This window comes from Xenorhabdus sp. PB30.3 (assembly GCF_963895965.1).
In the GTDB taxonomy this organism is placed as follows: Bacteria; Pseudomonadota; Gammaproteobacteria; order Enterobacterales; family Enterobacteriaceae; genus Xenorhabdus; species Xenorhabdus stockiae.
The window spans coordinates 1-17,395 of record NZ_CAWQMW010000133.1 but is presented as its reverse complement, the minus strand read 5'-3'; the positions used below and the strand labels follow the sequence as shown (position 1 = coordinate 17,395).

Here is a 17,395-nt window from a genome sequence, read left to right as displayed (position 1 = left end):
CCTGCTACATGCTGAAACCCGCTGAAAAACAGCAGGTAAAACACGATACAGCTGAGTGTCAAAAAAGCTATCTGCTATTCAACTGTTGTTGATACCTGTCTTGTTTTTCAGCATTTTCCGCCAACATTGAAAAATCTTTTACTGACCAGTAATGCTGCGGGGAAGGTAAGTTTTTCATGCTCTTTGTTGGCCATAACTGAAATTCAGCCAGTTTCTCCAGTGAAAAATGCTGATAGGAATTTGGTAACGAGAGGCGTAAAGCAGATTTTTCCTTGCCGAAAGGCATTAATGGATAACGATTATCCTGAGTTTCATAATCCCTGCGCAATACCAGAAACTTTTGCGGAATACGCTGGTAACTGTTCCACCATAAACCATCAACCTTATCAAACATCCTCTTTGTGCCTAATCTATCGTAAGCGCCCAGCTCATTTAAGGCAATTGGCAGGATATTCGCAATCGCAGCAGAAAAGTGACTCACAGAAGATGCCTGACCTTGCAGAATAAGCGTCAGAGCCAGTCTCGCACCCAATAAATTAGAGTAGAGATCTTCCGGGGAAAAGGCCGAAATCGCCTCTGAAAAGCCGGGAATAGACTGATAACCGTACCATTGGGCAATCTCATGCCAGGCGGCTAACTGAAATGCCAGCTTTGCAGCCAGATACGCACTCAGAGTATAGCGTTCTGCTGGATCTGTAGGCGGGATAAATGCAAAAAAGTGAATCTTACGTGCCGCAAGCTCATCATCCAAAGACAGTGTCCATTCCTGACCAAGGTGAGCATAAATCTGGCTAAAAAGATAAAGCGTATAGTCCGCAGTATCCCTGACATGGGAAATATCAATGAATCCGCCTTTCTCGGTATACAGCAAGCCGATTTTTTCATTGCTGACACCCAATAACGCCGCGCTTGCCCCAAGAACGCTATCGTTATAGTGATGCTCTCCCAATTTATCTGCCTCAACAATGTTATCAATATGATAGAGAGGTACAGAAAATCCTAATGTATTCACTTTAAGATCATAACCGAATGCACAACATGCCCTTAAACCTTCAGGAGATTTAACAGGAGGCAGGGCTAGCCAGTCCGTTTTTGCCTGTTCATGTGTCGTACTTTTGAGCATTGGCTCGACAGTGGTAACCGGTACTGATTTGTTTTGGCAGGCTGTCAGCAGAAAGCTTAACAGTAGTGTGACCAAATACTTCAAAATGCTTCTCCAACCTGAAAATAAAACCCGGTACTGCCTTTTCCAATACCAAAATCCAACCTGACATTCATACGTGGCTTAAACTCAAAACGATAACCGACGCCAATTGAAGGAAGCCAGTGTCGCTCTCCCAACGTTGACGGAGTATCACTTAACGTTCCCATTCCAACCCAGCCCACAACGCCGTGACGCCAGTCCAGCTTATGTCTCAGCTCCAATTGAGTTGTGAAAATATTTTTGTCGCGGTAACGCCCTTCATAATAACCTCGCATACGCAGACTATTCCCCAACAGGGATAGCTGGTTCCACGGCACTTCACCGGCACTAAAACGCGCATAGTTATCGAAAGCGAGTACCGTTTTTTCAGATAGCTGGTGATAAGTCGAGAACTGTAACTGTGTCGTAGAGAAACGATAGTCTGCTCCTAATTCAGGAGAGAAATAGGTGTAAATCAGCTCAATCGCCTGACCATACTGCGGATTGGGCAGGAAATCCCGGCTATCATAACTAAAGTATGCACTTACACCAGAACTGATAACCGAAGCTCCGCCAACAGACTGTTCAAAATATTTTTTCGCCTGAGCATCAGTATCACCGGCATTGACGGAGGAAAAATTTACACCTAGCCCCATATAAGTGGCATCAGCAACGCGGTAAAGCACTCGGGGACGAATATCAAATTCACGCGAACGATAACTTTGTTTATTACTGTTATCCTTTCCCGCACGGTAACCTTTTCCCCAATAATAAGTAGGTATGTTATTGAGGGTGCCAGAAACAAATAACCGCCACTGGTCACTGGCAAGAAAGTTATAATTGGTGAAATTGAGGCCAAAAGCGCCGGTGGATGAGCCAAACCCACTAAGCCCCAGAGAAGAATTCTGACTAATATCGTCGTGGCTGTCAGGGCGATAAAGCCCGACCACAGCCACACCAAGCCCTACGCCCATTTCCGGTGTATAAAAAGGGCCTGGCAATACACCCCAGTCAATTTTCTTGCTGGCGTCGAACTGATTATCTCCACCTAATTCGCTGAGCCAGCTGTCAATTTTTTTGCGGTCAGGCAGGATATCTGCATGAGCAGATGAGGTAGTCAAAATAAGAAGGCTGGACATCACCAGCCTTTTGATAATCGTAAAGCGCAACATTAAAAACGAAACTCGCCGGAAATATAGAAGCTGTTTCGGTTACCAAAACCAACTTCTGATAATAGATTAAAATTACGGGTGACCTCAAAACGGGCACCAACTGTACTATTCCATTTATGGGCAAGGTGTTGTTTGACGTCGAAGTTTATATCGCCTCCCCCCATCATATCGGTCAAACTAATCCAGCCCGCTATTTGAGAAGGTAAATTATTGAGACCACGAACATCACCTTGAAAACGTTGGGTTATATTCTGGTACATGGCTCCTGTCCATAATTGGATTTTTGTGTTTCCCCGACCAGCAAATAACGGGTTAAATACAAACTCATAGCCAATACGAGGACTTACGACAGTTGCATCAAGTTCTCCATCTAAAATATCCAAATTAGTACGGGTATAATTAGTATCTAAAACAGCAAAGAACTGATTATATCCCCCTGCCAGAGTAAAACCTGCACCATAAGTATTACCCTTAAAGTTCAGTACAAAAGGCACAGAACCATCATCTAATATGTTCTGTCCCCCTAAAGAGATGCTCTCTAAAAGGGTTTTTGATGTACCTTTAGTTTTTCCATATACACCATATACATTTAAAAACGGTAAAACCCAAGTATCCAGTTTAAGCGTATGAGATTCGCTTTTTTGGCGAGTATTACCCGTTTGTATAGAAGTGATTTTTTCCAAAGGCTTTAACGCTGAATTCGAAAATTCAAACTTAATACTATCTACAATAATATTCTGGCGCAGGTTCATATAACCATAACTGACCCCGAATGGTTCAGGAAGATCATAGCCTTTGGCTCGGGCTTCATCCCCCCAAATCGGCAGAATACGGGACTCTGATTTAGCGGAATGGGATAAACTACCATCGCTATTAGTTTGCTGTACACCAGACTCAGTCATCGTCAATGAAAAAAGTGGGCGCTCACTGTCTGCATAACTATATGAAGTTACAAGGCAGAATGCAGTTGCTAACAATTTGCTATAGTTAGTTAAGGTCATAATAAACTCAAAGGAAAAATGGAGGACTCGGCAGACTAGCATAACCTCTGCCACTTACAGTTAACCTAAAATGCTTAAAAATGAATAACTAACATGAAATAAATCATTTTGAATTGATTGTTTTTCATCCTAATTATTTCATGTACTCTCGATAAACTGACTAAATCGGAGCAAATAACCATCAGGATCCTGCACGAGAAACTCGCGCTGACACACCGAAGTCTCGCCGATGCAATAATGATTATCTGTTACTGAACGATACAATTTAATACCGTTATCCTTCAGACTAACCAGTAAAGAAGCAACATTATCCACTTCAATTTGGAGATTAATCCCACGCCCCAGTGGCTTACTCAACTCTCAGGTATTCCAGCCACTATCATGAAATGCTTCCAGCATGAGTTGTGCTTCCCCCAAACTCAGATAAGCAAAATCGGGATCTTCCCTTCTTATCAATACGTTAAAACCCAATATGCGCTGATAAAAGTCAAGAGAAAGCGAAAAATCCGTAACCGTCAGTTCAGGAACCATTCGGTTCCAATAGGTTATATTAGTCGTTGTATTCATATCTATCCGGTTTATTCTGATTTCCTATCTACGAAAACATTATGACAGCTTATGAATAAATAGAGCATCTATGGAATGTGAGTTAGCCAGAGTTTTTTGCTAAAAATCGTATTATCATGACGTCCAAATGTGTTAAAAACACACCCTATTAATCTGTCCCCCCAATATTGATTACACCGCATTGAAAATGAAGAAAAAACGCCCAGTTTTACAAGATGTTGCAGATCTCGTCGGTGTCACAAAGATGACAGTCAGCCGTTTCTTACGCAATCCCAATCAAGTTTCCGAACCGCTGGGAAAGCGGATTGCGGCAGCGCTGGATCAACTGGGTTACATTCCTAATCGTGTGCCGGATATTCTCTCCAACTCCACCAGCCGAACAATCGGTGTTTTGTTGCCTTCACTGACTAATCAGGTATTTGCTGAAGTGATCCGTGGTATTGAACATATGACAGACCGTCATGGCTATCAGACTATGCTCGCTCATTACGGTTACTCTGCACAGAAAGAAGAAGAACGCCTGCTTTCCCTGCTTTCCTATAATATTGACGGTCTGATACTGGCTGAACGAACGCATACGTCTAAGACACTGAAAGTACTGGAAACTACCGGCATTCCTGTCGTCGAATTAATGGACAGTGTCTCACCCTGCCTTGATGTCGCTGTCGGTATCGATAATTTTGAAGCTGCACGCCAGATGACGGAATCCATGCTCGGACGTGGATGCCGGAGTATCGTCTATCTCGGTGCCCGACAGGATGAAAGGACGCTGATACGTCTGCAGGGCTATGAAGTGGCAATGCGCAGCGCCGGTCTACAACCAAAGAAAATGATGACGACAGCGAGTTCATCTTATTCATTAGGTGCCCAGCTTTTACAGGAAACTTGCCTGAAATACCCTGATGTCGATGGGCTATTTTGTACTAATGACGATATCGCGATTGGTGCTATCTTTGAATGTCAGCGTCAGGGGATTAACGTACCGGAAGATATCTCTGTCGCCGGTTTTCACGGGCATGATGTTGGTCAGGTAATGACACCAAAACTTGCCAGTGTATTGACTCCCCGTGACCAAATGGGACGCAAGGCAGCAGAAGCATTACTCGCTCGTCTGAAAGGTGAAAAACTGGAACAAACCCTTATTGATGTTGGGTTTACACTTTCATTAGGCGAAAGTGTTTAATTTTTGTAGCTTAATATGATGCTTTCCCACCTTCAATTGCGATAAGCCTCACATTTTCCTTTTTTGCCAATCTTGATTGATTGCTCACCATCCTTTGCTACTGATAATGTTGCCGATAGATAGTTACCGGTAACATTGGACAGGTAATATTTCACAAAGAAAATTTTGCAGATCAGTCACAGGGATAGCCAAGTGGCAAAATCTGCATAAAGGAGTTTTATATGAGCGATACCCAGCGACCAAACCACGTTTTTATATTGATGGGGGTATCCGGCAGCGGTAAATCTGCCGTTGCCAATGGTGTTGCCCGTGAACTGGGTGCCGCTTTTTTAGATGGTGATTTTCTTCATCCCCGCGCCAATATTCAGAAAATGGCTGAAGGTCATGCTCTAAATGATGATGATCGTCAACCGTGGCTGGAAGCCCTCAACGATGCCATTTTTGCCATGCAGCGTACTAATAGCGTTTCTTTGCTGGTGTGCTCAGCCCTGAAAAAACACTACCGGGATATCCTGCGTAGCGGCAATAAAAATCTGTCATTTTTGTATATGCAGGGGAATTTTGAATTAATTGAAAGCCGCCTGAAAGCTCGTAAAGGGCACTTTTTCAAACCGCAGATGCTTATCTCACAATTTGAGACACTGGAAGAGCCAACAATTGATGAAAAAGATGTTCATTTCATTGATATCAAACCGAGTCTTGACGAAGTAATTAAAAATACAATTACAACAATTGAACGTATTACTGAGGGGCATTCATGAGTACATTAACGTTGGTACTGACAGCCGTCGGTTCTGTTCTTCTGTTACTGTTTTTAGTAATGAAGGCCAGAATGCACGCCTTTATCGCCTTAATGCTGGTTTCAATGGGAGCCGGCATGTTTTCCGGTATGCCATTAGAAAAAATTACTCAAACGATGCAAAACGGCATGTCCAGCACACTGGGCTTCCTTGCTGTCGTTGTTGCGCTCGGTGCAATGTTTGGAAAAATCCTGCATGAAACGGGCGCATTGGATCAGATTGCCGTGAAATTACTGGGTAGTTTCGGTGAAAAACGGGCTAATTATGCGGTAGGTGTTGCGGGGCTTATCTGTGCATTACCCTTGTTTTTTGATGTGGCAGTCGTATTGTTGATAGGCGTGGTTTTTGCTGTTGCACGCCGGACTGGCGGTAATGTAGTAAAACTGGCGATCCCTCTGTTTGCCGGTGTTGCCGCGGCGGCGGCATTTTTGGTACCGGGCCCGGCGCCAATGATGCTGGCTTCCCAAATGGGTGCGGATTTTGGCTGGATGATCCTGATTGGCCTGAGTGCAGCAATTCCCGGCATGTTACTGGCTGGCCCGATATACGGTAATTTCATCAGTAAACATGTCACACTGGATTTACCCAAAGATCTAAGTACTCCAAGCATTGGCAAGAGCCAGATGCCTTCCTTTGCTTTAAGTCTGGCATTGGTACTGTTCCCGCTGGTATTAGTCGGTTTGAAAACTATCGCCGCCCGTTTTGTTGATCAACAATCAACCCTGTATCAGTGGCTGGAATTTATCGGACATCCGTTTACTGCGATTTTAATTGCCTGTTTGGTGGCTATTTATGGTCTGGCAATCCGTCGTGGTATGAGTAAAGAAAAGGTGATGGAAGTGTGTTCTGCGGCACTCCAGCCAGCGGGAATTATCCTATTGGTGACTGGTGCGGGCGGAGTCTTCAAACAGGTGCTGGTTGATTCCGGTGTAGGTCCTGCATTAGGTAACGCATTAGTTGGAGCGGGTCTGCCAATCGCTCTGGCCTGTTTTATTCTGGCGGGAGCTGTGCGTGTGATTCAGGGTTCTGCTACTGTTGCCTGCCTGACCACTGTAGGCTTAGTGCTGCCTGTTATCGGTGAATTAGGTTATTCCGGTGCACAAATGGCAGCACTATCCGTCTGTATCGCAGGGGGGTCACTGATCCTCAGCCATGTCAACGACTCCGGTTTCTGGTTGTTCGGCAAATTTACCGGAGCAACTGAAGGACAGACCTTAAAAACCTGGACGATCATGGAAACTATTTTAGGCACCACCGGGGCTATTATCGGTATGATCTATTTCGCCCTGCTGTAATAAATTAACGGCACATTATCTGGTGGATAAAGTGCCGTTATTTCAACGTATTCCCATAAAGGTCTCAACTGGAACGTTGAAGAATTTAGAAAACCCTTTTACCTGTTCGAGTGTCATCGCTCTTTTTCCATGAATAATCTCTGAAATAACACTCTGAGTCGCAATCTCACGTAAATCTATCTGCTTTAATTTTCTCTCTTTGATAAAAAATGAGAGGGCTTCTGCCGGGCTTACATGCGGAACTTTAATGTTCTGCTTTTCATACTCATACACCCGATCAGTTATCAATTCAGCCAATTGAGCTGAAATATCTTTGACATCATTAGAGTATGAGTACAACTCATCGATAATCTCCATTCTTGCTTTAAGATCTTCATCATTTTCGATAGGCTCCATACAAGCAGAGAATAATAAAGAAACGGAACTAAGTTGGTCAGATATTGCCCGTAATATAACAGGTAAATTTTTAAGGAGTTCCTCAGTTCCTGCTGAATTGAGTAATACTTTTCTCATCATTCACCTTTTCGATTTAGTCTGGCTTTTCCACCACTTATCGTACTCAGCGTGTGAACAAACATCTTTGACATACAAAGAGCCAGAATGAGGGTTAAGCCATGCAATGATGCGACATTTATTTTTATGTACATCAAAGATATAAATATCAAGAGGCCCCTTCTTACTCCCTTTCTCCAATAATTCATGTGATATACGGTCAACATTCCATCCAGAAGCATTTTTCCAGACATTCAAAATCTGACTGTATGACTCAAAACGTAAAGATGATTTGTCAAACACATCCAGCCACAGTTTTAAACCGACTTTCCACTGAGCATGTTTTAACATTGCATCCGTTATGGTTTTAACCGAGATAACTCGCATGCCTGATTCTCATGGTATCGCAATATGCGATATTTGCCAAAAACCCATCGCAAATAGAATGACGTTTTCTCACATCATGTTGCAATATGAAGAGTTTTTGAGGATACCACTCAAGGTAAGCAGAAAATATATTGGTTCAATTAAGTTACAATAAAGCAGGCAAGCCATTCCAGCCCTCCTGCCCTCACCACCGATTTACTCCCCAATTAAATCAATAAACTGCTTATAAAGCTCTTCCGCACTACGTTCATAACCCGCAGCAGAAAGGTGGATATAATCAGGACGCGCAAGGCCCTGTTGCTCCCAGTTGCAAATTGAACATGTTCCTCCCATAAATGCCTGCCAGTTCCAGAACAACGTATGTTGTTTGCTGGCGACTTCCTCCTGAATCCGAATAACATCTCTAAGCAAGGCAGGCTGCTGCTCTTCACAGCCTATTGCATGTTTGTTTTTCAAAGAATCATTCGGGCCAATCAGCAGGATCACCGCGTCTGGTATAACACTGCGGATCTTCTGTATTTTCGCGGTCAGTTCCTGACGATAGCTATCAATGTCTAAACCATCATTAAAAGCCTCATTTGTGCCATAGGCGAGAATAACTAAATCCGGCTTCAATTGTGCCAGAGTATTAATCCATTCCGGCTGCCATTTATTCAGCATATTAATGGTCGCGCCATTAATCCCGAGTGCAGATAACATCACTCCGCTATTCTGGCGACTTATCAGCCAGCCACCCATTTTTAACTGAGCATCATGTGCAGAGAGCTTAAGCGGAAAAAAAACAGGGTTATCCGGTGAAAAACGCCATTCACTTTGTGTCGCAGGTAATCGCCATAAAGGAGAAGATTGCGGCTGCAAATAAGTTTCATCATGAGACTGATAAAGAACACGCATTCGATACTTGTGATTGTCAGGCGGAGATAAATTTATTGTTATTGTGCTGCCAACACGTTCGGGCGTAGCGATAAACCCACCCAGAGGAAAATCAGCTCTGTCCTCTTTTCGGCTGGAAGAAAGCCACCAGCCCGTCTTATCACCGGAGAATTTAACTCTCGCATTGCGCTGCCCCGGAATAGTCATCGGGCTGACAAAACCTGGCCCCGCATCGCCATAGCGTTGCTGAAATAAATCCCGTAGTTTACCTGTGAAAAAATCAGCAGCAGTATGAGAGTCTCCTAATTGTACGATATGCAGCGTCTGGGAATGACTGTGGCGCAATTTATCAACCAACAATGCGAAATTAGGCTCAGAAAAGTCCACTAACTGCTTCTGATAATTTATCTGCGTTACCTGAGATTCCGATGAAGGTAGAGGCTTTTTCTCATGGCATGATAATAAGCCCATAGAAAGTAAGAGGATTAAACCTGCACCCATTAACCGGTAAAACCTATGGAACTGTCTGAATGGCTGCATTTTCCTCAACTGGCTCCTGAATAGCGGTGATTAATGAAAAGATAGAGTCAGCAATGACTTTCTGCCCACTCAAACTAAAGTGAATACCATCACCACTTCTGAGTTTGATTGTACTGCTGCCATCACCAATATAATCTGAGTAATTTTCTGACTGATATTTGAACATATCATTGACGGAAACATAAATCTCACCCATTTTTGCCACTTCTGCCTGATACAATTTACTGAGGTAAGCCATATTGCCGGAAAGCTTTTTCTGGCGCATATTAGGCGGCCCGATCCAGATAACATCAACATTATGCTCACGGGCATCATTAAGAATGACTTCGATCCTCTGACGATAAACACTTTCCCAACTTTCACTCGCAAATTTCAGGTAACTTTCTCCGGGTTTTGCTGGAATACCCCACGGATCATTTGGCCCTAAAAACACAATAACCAGCCTGATATCCGGATCCTGATTTAACGCATTGCGGATCGTTTTCGGCCAGTCAAAGAAGCCAGAATAGGTCAGCCCGGTATTTTGTCTGCTCAAATTGATACCGGAAATACCATATTCCTGATAAAGACGGCGTTTCAGATGTGGAGCCACTCCTTGCATCATCGAATCCCCGGCAAAAAGTACCTTATCCCTGCTTCCTAACCTGACCTCCGTTTTCTGAATAATCTCAACCGGACGGTTGGTCTTTTGATTATTGGTCAATAAAGGTGATGACGGGATTTTAATATCCTTCCTTAACAAATCAGGAAACTTTAAATAACGATTCTCTACCGGATAAATATAGCCCTGCAAAAAATGTAACCCAACCTGAAATTCAGGCAATAACGCGGGGGAAGATCCGCTATTATCACGAGATTGCTGTGATTTCTCCTGATGATGACCACCTGCATGTGCTATAAACGTTTCACCAGCCGCAACAACCCCTTGCTGTATATTATTTCCCAAATCCCATAGCGGCTCACCTTTCAGGACAGTCCACGGGCTATTGCGGTGATATTTCTGCTGCCAGAAATTATCCAGTGAACTTTGATTCAGCCAGATTAACAGCAGTGTGGTCAAAAAAACGATGAAAATAACCCGTCCGACACTCTTAAATGTAGATGTAAATTCAGAAGTTAGCATAGATAAACCCAGGCATTCCGGAAGGTGACAACATAAATACCAATGTGAGAACCAGTGCCAGAGGAACCGGATAATATAGCCATGAAATATGCCGGGAATTTCTTTCCACTGAATTTCTGATCTTCACCAGTAATGGATAAGCAATAAACAATCCCCAAAAGGTGGCTAGCAAAGCACTACTGGAAAGCAAAGATACCAGGATATCACCGGAGAAAAGCTGACCCAGTACCGTCAAAGCGTCATTCAGTGTTGGGCTTCGGAAAAACACCCATGCCAGACAAACAAAATGGAATGTCATCACGCGGGATAAAAATAACAAAACAGGGTTTTTAGCTGACGTTTCATGATGTTTTCCTGATGGAGAGAACAGGAAGCGCTTTATATTGTGGAAGATTAGCCCCAGACCGTGAATAGCGCCCCAAAGAATAAAATTTATCCCCACACCATGCCACACTCCAGAGATAACCATCGCAGCAAATAGATTAAAACTTTTGCGGATAGCTCCCTTTTTATTTCCTCCCAGAGGAATATAAACATAGTCACGAATAAAGGTGGACAGGCTGATATGCCAGCGACGCCAAAACACCTGTAGGTTCTCAGCCAGATAAGGGGCATTAAAATTCTGCGGTACTCTGAAGCCAAGTAATAACGCTATCCCTGTTACCAAATCGGTATAACCGGAAAAGTTAAAATAGATATTCCATGCATAAGCATAAATCGCTACCAAAACCTGACCTGCATGATAACCAGCCGGATCCTCAAATACCGGATTAACGAAATTTTCAGTCAGTGTTGCGCTGAGCAGAAATAGCTTTCCAACAGCCAGCCCAATCAAAAGCACGGCTTTCAGGGGTTCCAGAATGATTCTGGATGATGCCTGAATCTGTGGTAGAAAATCTTTGGCCCGATTTATCGGCCCTGCTACAAGGCTTGGGAAAAAGCAAAGATATAGGATAACGTCTGGTAATGAGGCGGGTGAAATTTCTTTCTTACAGACAGAAACCACATAACTGACTGAGTGAAAAGCATAAAATGACAACCCTAACGGTAATAACAGTTCAAGAACCGGTAGCTCTACATTAAGACCTATACTACCTAATGACTGTTGTATTGCCTCCTGAAAGAAAGAATAGTATTTAAATACAGTAAAACAGCCAAGGATACCTAATGTCAGTAAAGTAAATATAATTTTATGGGATAAATACCGACTGAGAATATTGGCTAAAAAGTAAATAAACAGAGTGTAGATGAATAGAACATAAACAAAATTTGCTGAAAAAGAGAATATAAATAAATAACTAACTAAAATTAACAATCCATTTTGTAGTCTGGGGGCTTTCTGTAACAGCCAGTAAACACAGAGCAGAATAACAAATGCTCCAAGAAACTCAAAAGAAAAGAAGTTCATATTAGGCTCTAGCTAACCATTTATCATTGTAGGAAAAACACAATCCCGATCCCCTCTATGTTATGGAATTTGTTTATATTTACAATAGATAATATATCGATTGCTTTTTTATTAGCTATATACCGTTTCCTCTGGAATGTACTCCAAAATCTATTAACTGAAGATGTCGTAATAAAAATAATCCGCAGCGTAATTAATACGGTGCGGATTATTTGATGAATTACCATATTACTTGCCTTATTGGCTATAACTATCGTATTCCAGTACCTGTGAAATCAATTCCTTATTTCCATCAAATACCCGGTGTAAATAACGATTATAGACAGCACCTAATTCAGAATAACCATGCAAATGATCGATAAGTTTGCTGGTATTCAGCGGCTTCTGCTCTGTTCGTTGTCTGGCCCGTGAAATACGCAGTGACTCATAAGCACGGTGCGTATTCATATTTTTCATATAGGCAATGACCGAATCTTCAATCGTATTATAGACGGAATAGCCTTTGACTTTCCCTTTGGAATGACCACATGAGCTACAACGCATTCCAAACAGGTTATTGTTTTTCTGCGCAAGTTCTGATGTTCCCCAACCAGATTCTGCTGCGGCCTGAGTAGCAACAAAATGGGTTGGAATGATGTCAACTCTACTGATTAACTTCTGCCAGTTGGTGTGTTGTGGTGAGGTACAAGTCATTTTGTAATCAGAACAGATCCTTTGCAACCTCCTGATATCCTGTGCAGACCATTTAGAAGTATGATGGTGTGACAGAACCCATTTACGGTCTCGCATAATCTGTTGATTATGCTTATCAATTACAGGGACAACAAGGTTCAAAAACGCTTTCTTTCTGGGCACGCCAGAAGGGTATTTTCGCAAATCAGGCAAATGATGTTTGATGCCACTGTGAGAATACTCTTCCATTTTTGAGCTATTTTTTGAAGCACTGCTCAAACCAGTAAAGACTAAAGAGAGAAAGAAAGCGAAGACCGCAGTTGTCCTCATCATTCGAGAGGGCATTTGCTTCTCCTCGTTTTATTACTCTGGATGAAAAACACACGAATATTAACAAAGCAATTAACCTATAGCTATCTTTATTCGTGATTCGCACAAACTATTTACGTAACGAATATTAGCACGTTACTGATAATAATCTATATTTTTCACTCAACATAGTAAATAAGTGTAATAATTATTGGATTTTTATCCCGAAATAACACTTGTTAATACATTCATTTTATACCTAAAAATAGGAAAATCATGTTCAGCAAAACATTATCAACCCATTTATTTTAAATAAAAAAATCACCCTCCAACCACGTTCACTCGATTGATAAAATATTAGCGATACAACATGAATTATCAGATATGATTTTATCTATTTTTCATTATCTATTTTGCTGGTTAGTTATATTCAAATAATAAAGTTAAATAAATAATGGGGCCATTTTAAATCAACTGATTTAATATAAACTCACCCACACTTATCCTATCAAGAATAATCATAGCTCATTCTTTCATTATAATTAAATACATTCTCAAGTAAAAAACACATTACTAATTTTGGTAAAATACTATTTTCTTTAGTAGCCGATATATTCTTTTAAACCAATTAAAATGATATCAATTGGAAAATAATTAGGGAGCCCAGGCTCCCTAATTGGATATGATAAGAAATCAACGGAAAACTACAACCACTTGGCAACCCCGCCATGACGAGAGCATGCACCTTTGCGTGATTTGCTCTTACTATATGTTCCGTCTTTACAAAGTGCGGTATTCACCGCTTTTGTTGAAGTCGCTTTCCTTTTCTTTGTTGATTTCTTACTGTTCTTCTGCACTTGCTTTTCTAATGAACCGGTTTTATTTTTTACCGATTTTATACTTTTTTCCACGGGTATCACAGGCTTAGAAACAGGTTCTGTTGGTACTGCTGGCGCTGCAAGTACTGCACTTGAAAACAACACCAGTAATGCCGCAACTGATAACTTCAAGTTCTTCATATATAAATCCTCTGGTTAGAAGTACTTTAACCCGAAATCAACTCTTGCAGTTTGGAGTATAGCTTTGAATGATGCGATTACAAACTTAACATAAATAATGGTTACAACTTAATAGACTATGAAAACATTTATTCAACGTAAGGAAAAAATAAAAAATCAAGTTTAATTATATAGTAATCCAATGCCTGTTTCTGACTGGAAAAGCAAAGATGATTGATTCATTGATTTATAAAAAAGCAATGGCTATTTAAGATTTATTAAAATCAGATAAATTCATTTATTTTCTTAAAACAAGAAAAAAATAAAATAACCATGAATTCACAATTTCATATGAAATTTGTTCTTCAATTAATTATTAAAAATCATCAAATATTGATTTTTATTTGAATGAATATGTTAAAGAATAATTAAAGATGTTTCTCTGGTAATTAAGGCTGGTCAAAACCAGCCTTTAAATCTTCGCTAATATCAGGCCTTAAACGTAAGCCATGGCCTGACTCTTGCCACTGATTTAATTAATCCAGCTTGTTCCTGAACTTCGATGACAGGTGTAATGGGTTTATAAGCAGAAGGTGCCTCTTCCCGTAAACGCTCACTTTTCAGAGTAATGCACTGCCACGGCAAGCCGCGATTTTCTTGTAGTTTTAGAGCATTACTACGCATCTCCTGACGGCGTACTGAACGACCGGCACCATGTGAGCATGACCATAACCAGTCAGAATGACCTTTTCCCATGACGAGATAAGAATAATCCCCCATTGAACCGGGAATTAATGCCAATTCCCCGGCTCGTGCCGGAGTTGCACCTTTACGGTGAAGGTTCATTCCCTGTTCAGGGAAAATAATATTATGTGAGAGATCGACAAGCAGACGGCTTTTATCCTGTTCGAATACCTTTTGCCATTTCGAACGTACTAATTCAGTTAGCACAATCCGATTCGCCCACGCATAACGTGCAGCAACTCCCATCGCCAATAAGTATTCCTGAGCATGCTCCGCCGTCAGACCAAACAGACCGGAAGCCGGATATTTTTCTGTCGCAGGCCAAAGTGCCTTCGCTTTATCAGACCAGCGCTGACCAACATAGAACCCAACATCCCGTGAGCCGGTATGGATCATTATCAATATATCGCCCTCGCGCAGACCAGCAGCATAAGCCGCATGTCTGTCGAAAATAGTATCCACGATCTGCAACTCAACAAAGTGATTGCCAGAACCAACAGTTCCCAGACTAGCGGGCCGGATAATTTCCCGCTGTTCAAAAAACGCTTCTGGAGCATATCGACTATGAGCTTTTACTGCATGTGTACTCAATACTGCGCTTAATTCAGCATACATCCGGCTGAAATCAGCCTGCTGCCAAATTCCTTGTCGGGGTAATTCCTGCAACCACGCAGACAATCCCTCATCAAATAAGGCACCAAATGATTGCGGAGTAACAGGGACATTGCGTTGATCCAGTAGTAAGACGTTTTTTAGCTGCTGAACCAATGCTTCTTTCTGGCTGTTTGCTTCTTCATAGCTCAACCCGGTTGTCAGTAGACGCATACCACAATTAATATCCGTACCAATTGCAGCAGGGATCACTAAATCTTCTGTGGTTGCCACAACACTACCAACAGGCGCTGTCGTGCCGGGATGAAAATCTGGCGTTGCTCGAGCCTGACAAACTTTTGCATCACTGCCGGGAACCCTAACCGCAGCTAAATCAAGCAATTGCTGTACAGCTTTTTCTTCCAGTGGCAAAGATTCCGGTAACAGGACTTTGGCTTCTACCTGATTTTGATTGAAATGATAGGTATTGTTTTCGTAATAAGTTTCAATTCCCTGACGGGAAAGACGTTTTTGTAAACGATTTAATGTAGACATGTAAGCTACCCAGAAAAACAAAAAGTCGCTTCTTCCGTTTTGAGTGGGAAGAAGTCTTGTTTTTCCTGCAGCAGCATAATTCAGGAAGGTTTGAGCTGGGTATTTTAGCTGTGGAGATTTAGTTTGTAAAGATTATCTTTTTCCGAAAAATACATACAACATAATTTGAACCAATTGGAAAATTGATAGGTATGAGCCAATAGTTTTCATAGTTAATATAAGGCATGTGTCAATTGATATTTTTATGAATATCATAGTAAGCTAGATAATTAGGAATCTACTTATAGATAATTTTGGATTAGTATAGGCAAGGATAATGAAAAATTCTATTTTAGTTACCATGTTAGCAATACTTTTGTCTGGCTGTGGGGAAATAAATGAAGGGTATTATATCGTTAGCGAAACAACTGTCTCTATTGATAAAGAAGATGATCCTCCTCTTGTTAAAGATATAAAAAAAAGCATCAGTGAAAACATTATCAACAGCACAGCTGATATTTATTTTTATTTTACTCCTACTGAAGTCAGCTACTTCAACAGTATTAAACCAGAAAAGATAACTATTGAAAATGGTAAATTAACAATTGGCCCTACAGAATTTAATATAAATAAAACTTATTCAGGCGTTGAATTAATCAGTGACACCGGTCTCAACTGTGGCTTTTATGAATGTGAAATCACGATACGACTAGGCCGAGTGAAACCTGATAATAAGAAATTAATTTATTCACAAAATTACTTTAAAGAGAAAAATATTAAGTTACAGAAATTCTATACCAAACAGGAAGAACAACTGGAAAAAATTGGATTTAAGGATTTTGTTGGTGAATTAATTTATGGAGATAATTTCAAAATAAAATTACCTCAAATTGAATTTGGCTCTTTTGAACCTCGTAATTCAGGAATATACTTTCGTAATATTTCTGGTTTATATATTAATTTAAAAAATGAAAACAACAGAATTTATCGTTTTAAAAATGAAAAAGAAAAAATTAATGGAGATTTATTTATTGTAGAAGCCAAAAAAGAAAAATTTGATTATTCATCTTGGTTGGAAATACAAGATAAAATTCTATATAAGGATAAAAATGGATCCATTTATTATAACATGCATGGTGAATTAGAAGCATTTTATTATCAATACGATAATAAGTCTCAAAGTTATATTATAGGTCTTGCTAATGCAACAAAATTAGAGACTATCAGTAAAGCTTACTCTATGCTACGTACAATAAATCCATTATATCATGGAGAAATTGCAAGCATAAAAGATCTTTCCTTATCCCAGTCTGAATTTGAACAGAAATATTCTATAGCAATAGCTGATTACTTTGATAATAATAAAACTCTTGACAACCTTGTTAAAAGCATTAATAGCTCTGTAATAAAATCTGTAGCTCATCCAGAAAAAGAACATCATTTTAATTTTATCAACGTTAGATTTCCGTCAGAAACTTTCAGCTCAAAAATAAATTATTACTTCCATAAAAAAACCTTTAATA

Annotated in this window: 15 protein-coding genes and 1 pseudogene; 4 read left to right on the top strand and 12 right to left on the bottom strand. The window is 40.7% G+C overall.

Annotated features, from left to right (window positions below; translation table 11 throughout):
- Nucleotides 1-67: 67 nt before the first annotated feature.
- The 4 genes and pseudogenes from AACX38_RS11765 to AACX38_RS11750 form a co-directional block, all read right to left on the bottom strand.
- Complete coding sequence (locus AACX38_RS11765; RefSeq protein WP_228863017.1) at nucleotides 68-1,210, bottom strand: DUF4056 domain-containing protein; 1,143 nt, start codon at nucleotides 1,208-1,210, stop codon at nucleotides 68-70.
- Nucleotides 1,204-2,355 (bottom strand): BamA/TamA family outer membrane protein, encoded by a 1,152-nt coding sequence (locus tag AACX38_RS11760; RefSeq protein ID WP_228862963.1) that lies wholly within the window; start codon nucleotides 2,353-2,355, stop codon nucleotides 1,204-1,206. Before AACX38_RS11760 ends, AACX38_RS11765 begins: the two co-directional genes overlap by 7 nt.
- Nucleotides 2,355-3,356 (bottom strand): hypothetical protein, encoded by a 1,002-nt coding sequence (locus tag AACX38_RS11755; protein ID WP_228863016.1) that lies wholly within the window; start codon nucleotides 3,354-3,356, stop codon nucleotides 2,355-2,357. Before AACX38_RS11755 ends, AACX38_RS11760 begins: the two co-directional genes overlap by 1 nt.
- Nucleotides 3,357-3,494: 138 nt before the next feature.
- Nucleotides 3,495-3,887: pseudogene (locus tag AACX38_RS11750) on the bottom strand (bleomycin resistance protein).
- 223 nt (nucleotides 3,888-4,110) lie between these two features.
- Here AACX38_RS11750 and gntR point away from each other — a divergent pair.
- The 3 genes from gntR (at nucleotide 4,111) to gntU (ending at nucleotide 7,201) form a co-directional block, all read left to right on the top strand.
- A complete protein-coding gene (gene gntR, locus AACX38_RS11745) occupies nucleotides 4,111-5,106 on the top strand; it encodes a gluconate operon transcriptional repressor GntR (protein ID WP_228862962.1) in 996 nt (331 codons plus the stop codon).
- 221 nt (nucleotides 5,107-5,327) lie between these two features.
- A complete protein-coding gene (gntK, locus tag AACX38_RS11740) occupies nucleotides 5,328-5,867 on the top strand; it encodes a gluconokinase (RefSeq protein WP_099120090.1) in 540 nt (179 codons plus the stop codon).
- Nucleotides 5,864-7,201 carry a gluconate transporter gene (gntU, locus tag AACX38_RS11735; protein ID WP_228862961.1) on the top strand — a complete coding sequence of 446 codons (1,338 nt, stop codon included), beginning with the start codon at nucleotides 5,864-5,866 and terminating at the stop codon, nucleotides 7,199-7,201. Before gntK ends, gntU begins: the two co-directional genes overlap by 4 nt.
- A 42-nt stretch (nucleotides 7,202-7,243) precedes the next feature.
- Here gntU and AACX38_RS11730 read toward each other — a convergent pair whose 3' ends face one another.
- The 8 genes from AACX38_RS11730 to AACX38_RS11695 all read right to left on the bottom strand — a co-directional run bounded on the left by AACX38_RS11730 (nucleotide 7,244) and on the right by AACX38_RS11695 (nucleotide 15,893).
- On the bottom strand, nucleotides 7,244-7,717 hold the full coding sequence (locus AACX38_RS11730; protein WP_193757100.1) for a helix-turn-helix domain-containing protein: 474 nt from the start codon (nucleotides 7,715-7,717) through the stop codon (nucleotides 7,244-7,246).
- A complete protein-coding gene (locus AACX38_RS11725; RefSeq protein WP_193757099.1) occupies nucleotides 7,718-8,080 on the bottom strand; it encodes a type II toxin-antitoxin system HigB family toxin in 363 nt (120 codons plus the stop codon).
- A 195-nt stretch (nucleotides 8,081-8,275) separates the two neighbouring features.
- Complete coding sequence (locus AACX38_RS11720) at nucleotides 8,276-9,493, bottom strand: SGNH/GDSL hydrolase family protein (RefSeq protein ID WP_228862960.1); 1,218 nt, start codon at nucleotides 9,491-9,493, stop codon at nucleotides 8,276-8,278.
- Complete coding sequence (locus AACX38_RS11715; RefSeq protein ID WP_228862959.1) at nucleotides 9,468-10,616, bottom strand: SGNH/GDSL hydrolase family protein; 1,149 nt, start codon at nucleotides 10,614-10,616, stop codon at nucleotides 9,468-9,470. The genes AACX38_RS11720 and AACX38_RS11715 overlap by 26 nt, the downstream gene beginning before the upstream one ends.
- Nucleotides 10,603-12,024: an MBOAT family O-acyltransferase gene (locus AACX38_RS11710; protein ID WP_228862958.1), complete on the bottom strand. Its 1,422-nt coding sequence runs from the start codon at nucleotides 12,022-12,024 to the stop codon at nucleotides 10,603-10,605. The genes AACX38_RS11715 and AACX38_RS11710 overlap by 14 nt, the downstream gene beginning before the upstream one ends.
- Before the next feature lie 237 nt (nucleotides 12,025-12,261).
- Nucleotides 12,262-13,041, bottom strand: a complete 780-nt coding sequence (locus AACX38_RS11705) for a protein bax (RefSeq protein ID WP_099120084.1) — start codon at nucleotides 13,039-13,041, stop codon at nucleotides 12,262-12,264.
- A 668-nt stretch (nucleotides 13,042-13,709) separates the two neighbouring features.
- Nucleotides 13,710-14,024, bottom strand: coding sequence for a DUF3761 domain-containing protein (locus AACX38_RS11700; protein ID WP_228862957.1), 315 nt, complete (start codon nucleotides 14,022-14,024; stop codon nucleotides 13,710-13,712).
- Nucleotides 14,025-14,492: 468 nt separating this feature from the next.
- Nucleotides 14,493-15,893, bottom strand: coding sequence for an RtcB family protein (locus AACX38_RS11695; RefSeq protein WP_228862956.1), 1,401 nt, complete (start codon nucleotides 15,891-15,893; stop codon nucleotides 14,493-14,495).
- Nucleotides 15,894-16,209: 316 nt separating this feature from the next.
- Here AACX38_RS11695 and AACX38_RS11690 point away from each other — a divergent pair.
- Nucleotides 16,210-17,395: hypothetical protein (locus AACX38_RS11690; protein ID WP_228862955.1), on the top strand; the 1,186-nt coding region annotated here is incomplete at its 3' end.

Bases quoted from the DNA above. Each gene is read 5' to 3' on its own strand.
- AACX38_RS11760 (WP_228862963.1), bottom strand. From the start codon at position 2,355: ATGTTGCGCTTTACGATTATCAAAAGGCTGGTGATGTCCAGCCTTCTT.
- AACX38_RS11755 (WP_228863016.1), bottom strand. From the start codon at position 3,356: ATGACCTTAACTAACTATAGCAAATTGTTAGCAACTGCATTCTGCCTT.
- gntR (WP_228862962.1), top strand. From the start codon at position 4,111: ATGAAGAAAAAACGCCCAGTTTTACAAGATGTTGCAGATCTCGTCGGT.
- gntK (WP_099120090.1), top strand. From the start codon at position 5,328: ATGAGCGATACCCAGCGACCAAACCACGTTTTTATATTGATGGGGGTA.
- gntU (WP_228862961.1), top strand. From the start codon at position 5,864: ATGAGTACATTAACGTTGGTACTGACAGCCGTCGGTTCTGTTCTTCTG.
- AACX38_RS11730 (WP_193757100.1), bottom strand. From the start codon at position 7,717: ATGATGAGAAAAGTATTACTCAATTCAGCAGGAACTGAGGAACTCCTT.
- AACX38_RS11725 (WP_193757099.1), bottom strand. From the start codon at position 8,080: ATGCGAGTTATCTCGGTTAAAACCATAACGGATGCAATGTTAAAACAT.
- AACX38_RS11720 (WP_228862960.1), bottom strand. From the start codon at position 9,493: ATGCAGCCATTCAGACAGTTCCATAGGTTTTACCGGTTAATGGGTGCA.
- AACX38_RS11715 (WP_228862959.1), bottom strand. From the start codon at position 10,616: ATGCTAACTTCTGAATTTACATCTACATTTAAGAGTGTCGGACGGGTT.
- AACX38_RS11710 (WP_228862958.1), bottom strand. From the start codon at position 12,024: ATGAACTTCTTTTCTTTTGAGTTTCTTGGAGCATTTGTTATTCTGCTC.
- AACX38_RS11705 (WP_099120084.1), bottom strand. From the start codon at position 13,041: ATGCCCTCTCGAATGATGAGGACAACTGCGGTCTTCGCTTTCTTTCTC.
- AACX38_RS11700 (WP_228862957.1), bottom strand. From the start codon at position 14,024: ATGAAGAACTTGAAGTTATCAGTTGCGGCATTACTGGTGTTGTTTTCA.
- AACX38_RS11695 (WP_228862956.1), bottom strand. From the start codon at position 15,893: ATGTCTACATTAAATCGTTTACAAAAACGTCTTTCCCGTCAGGGAATT.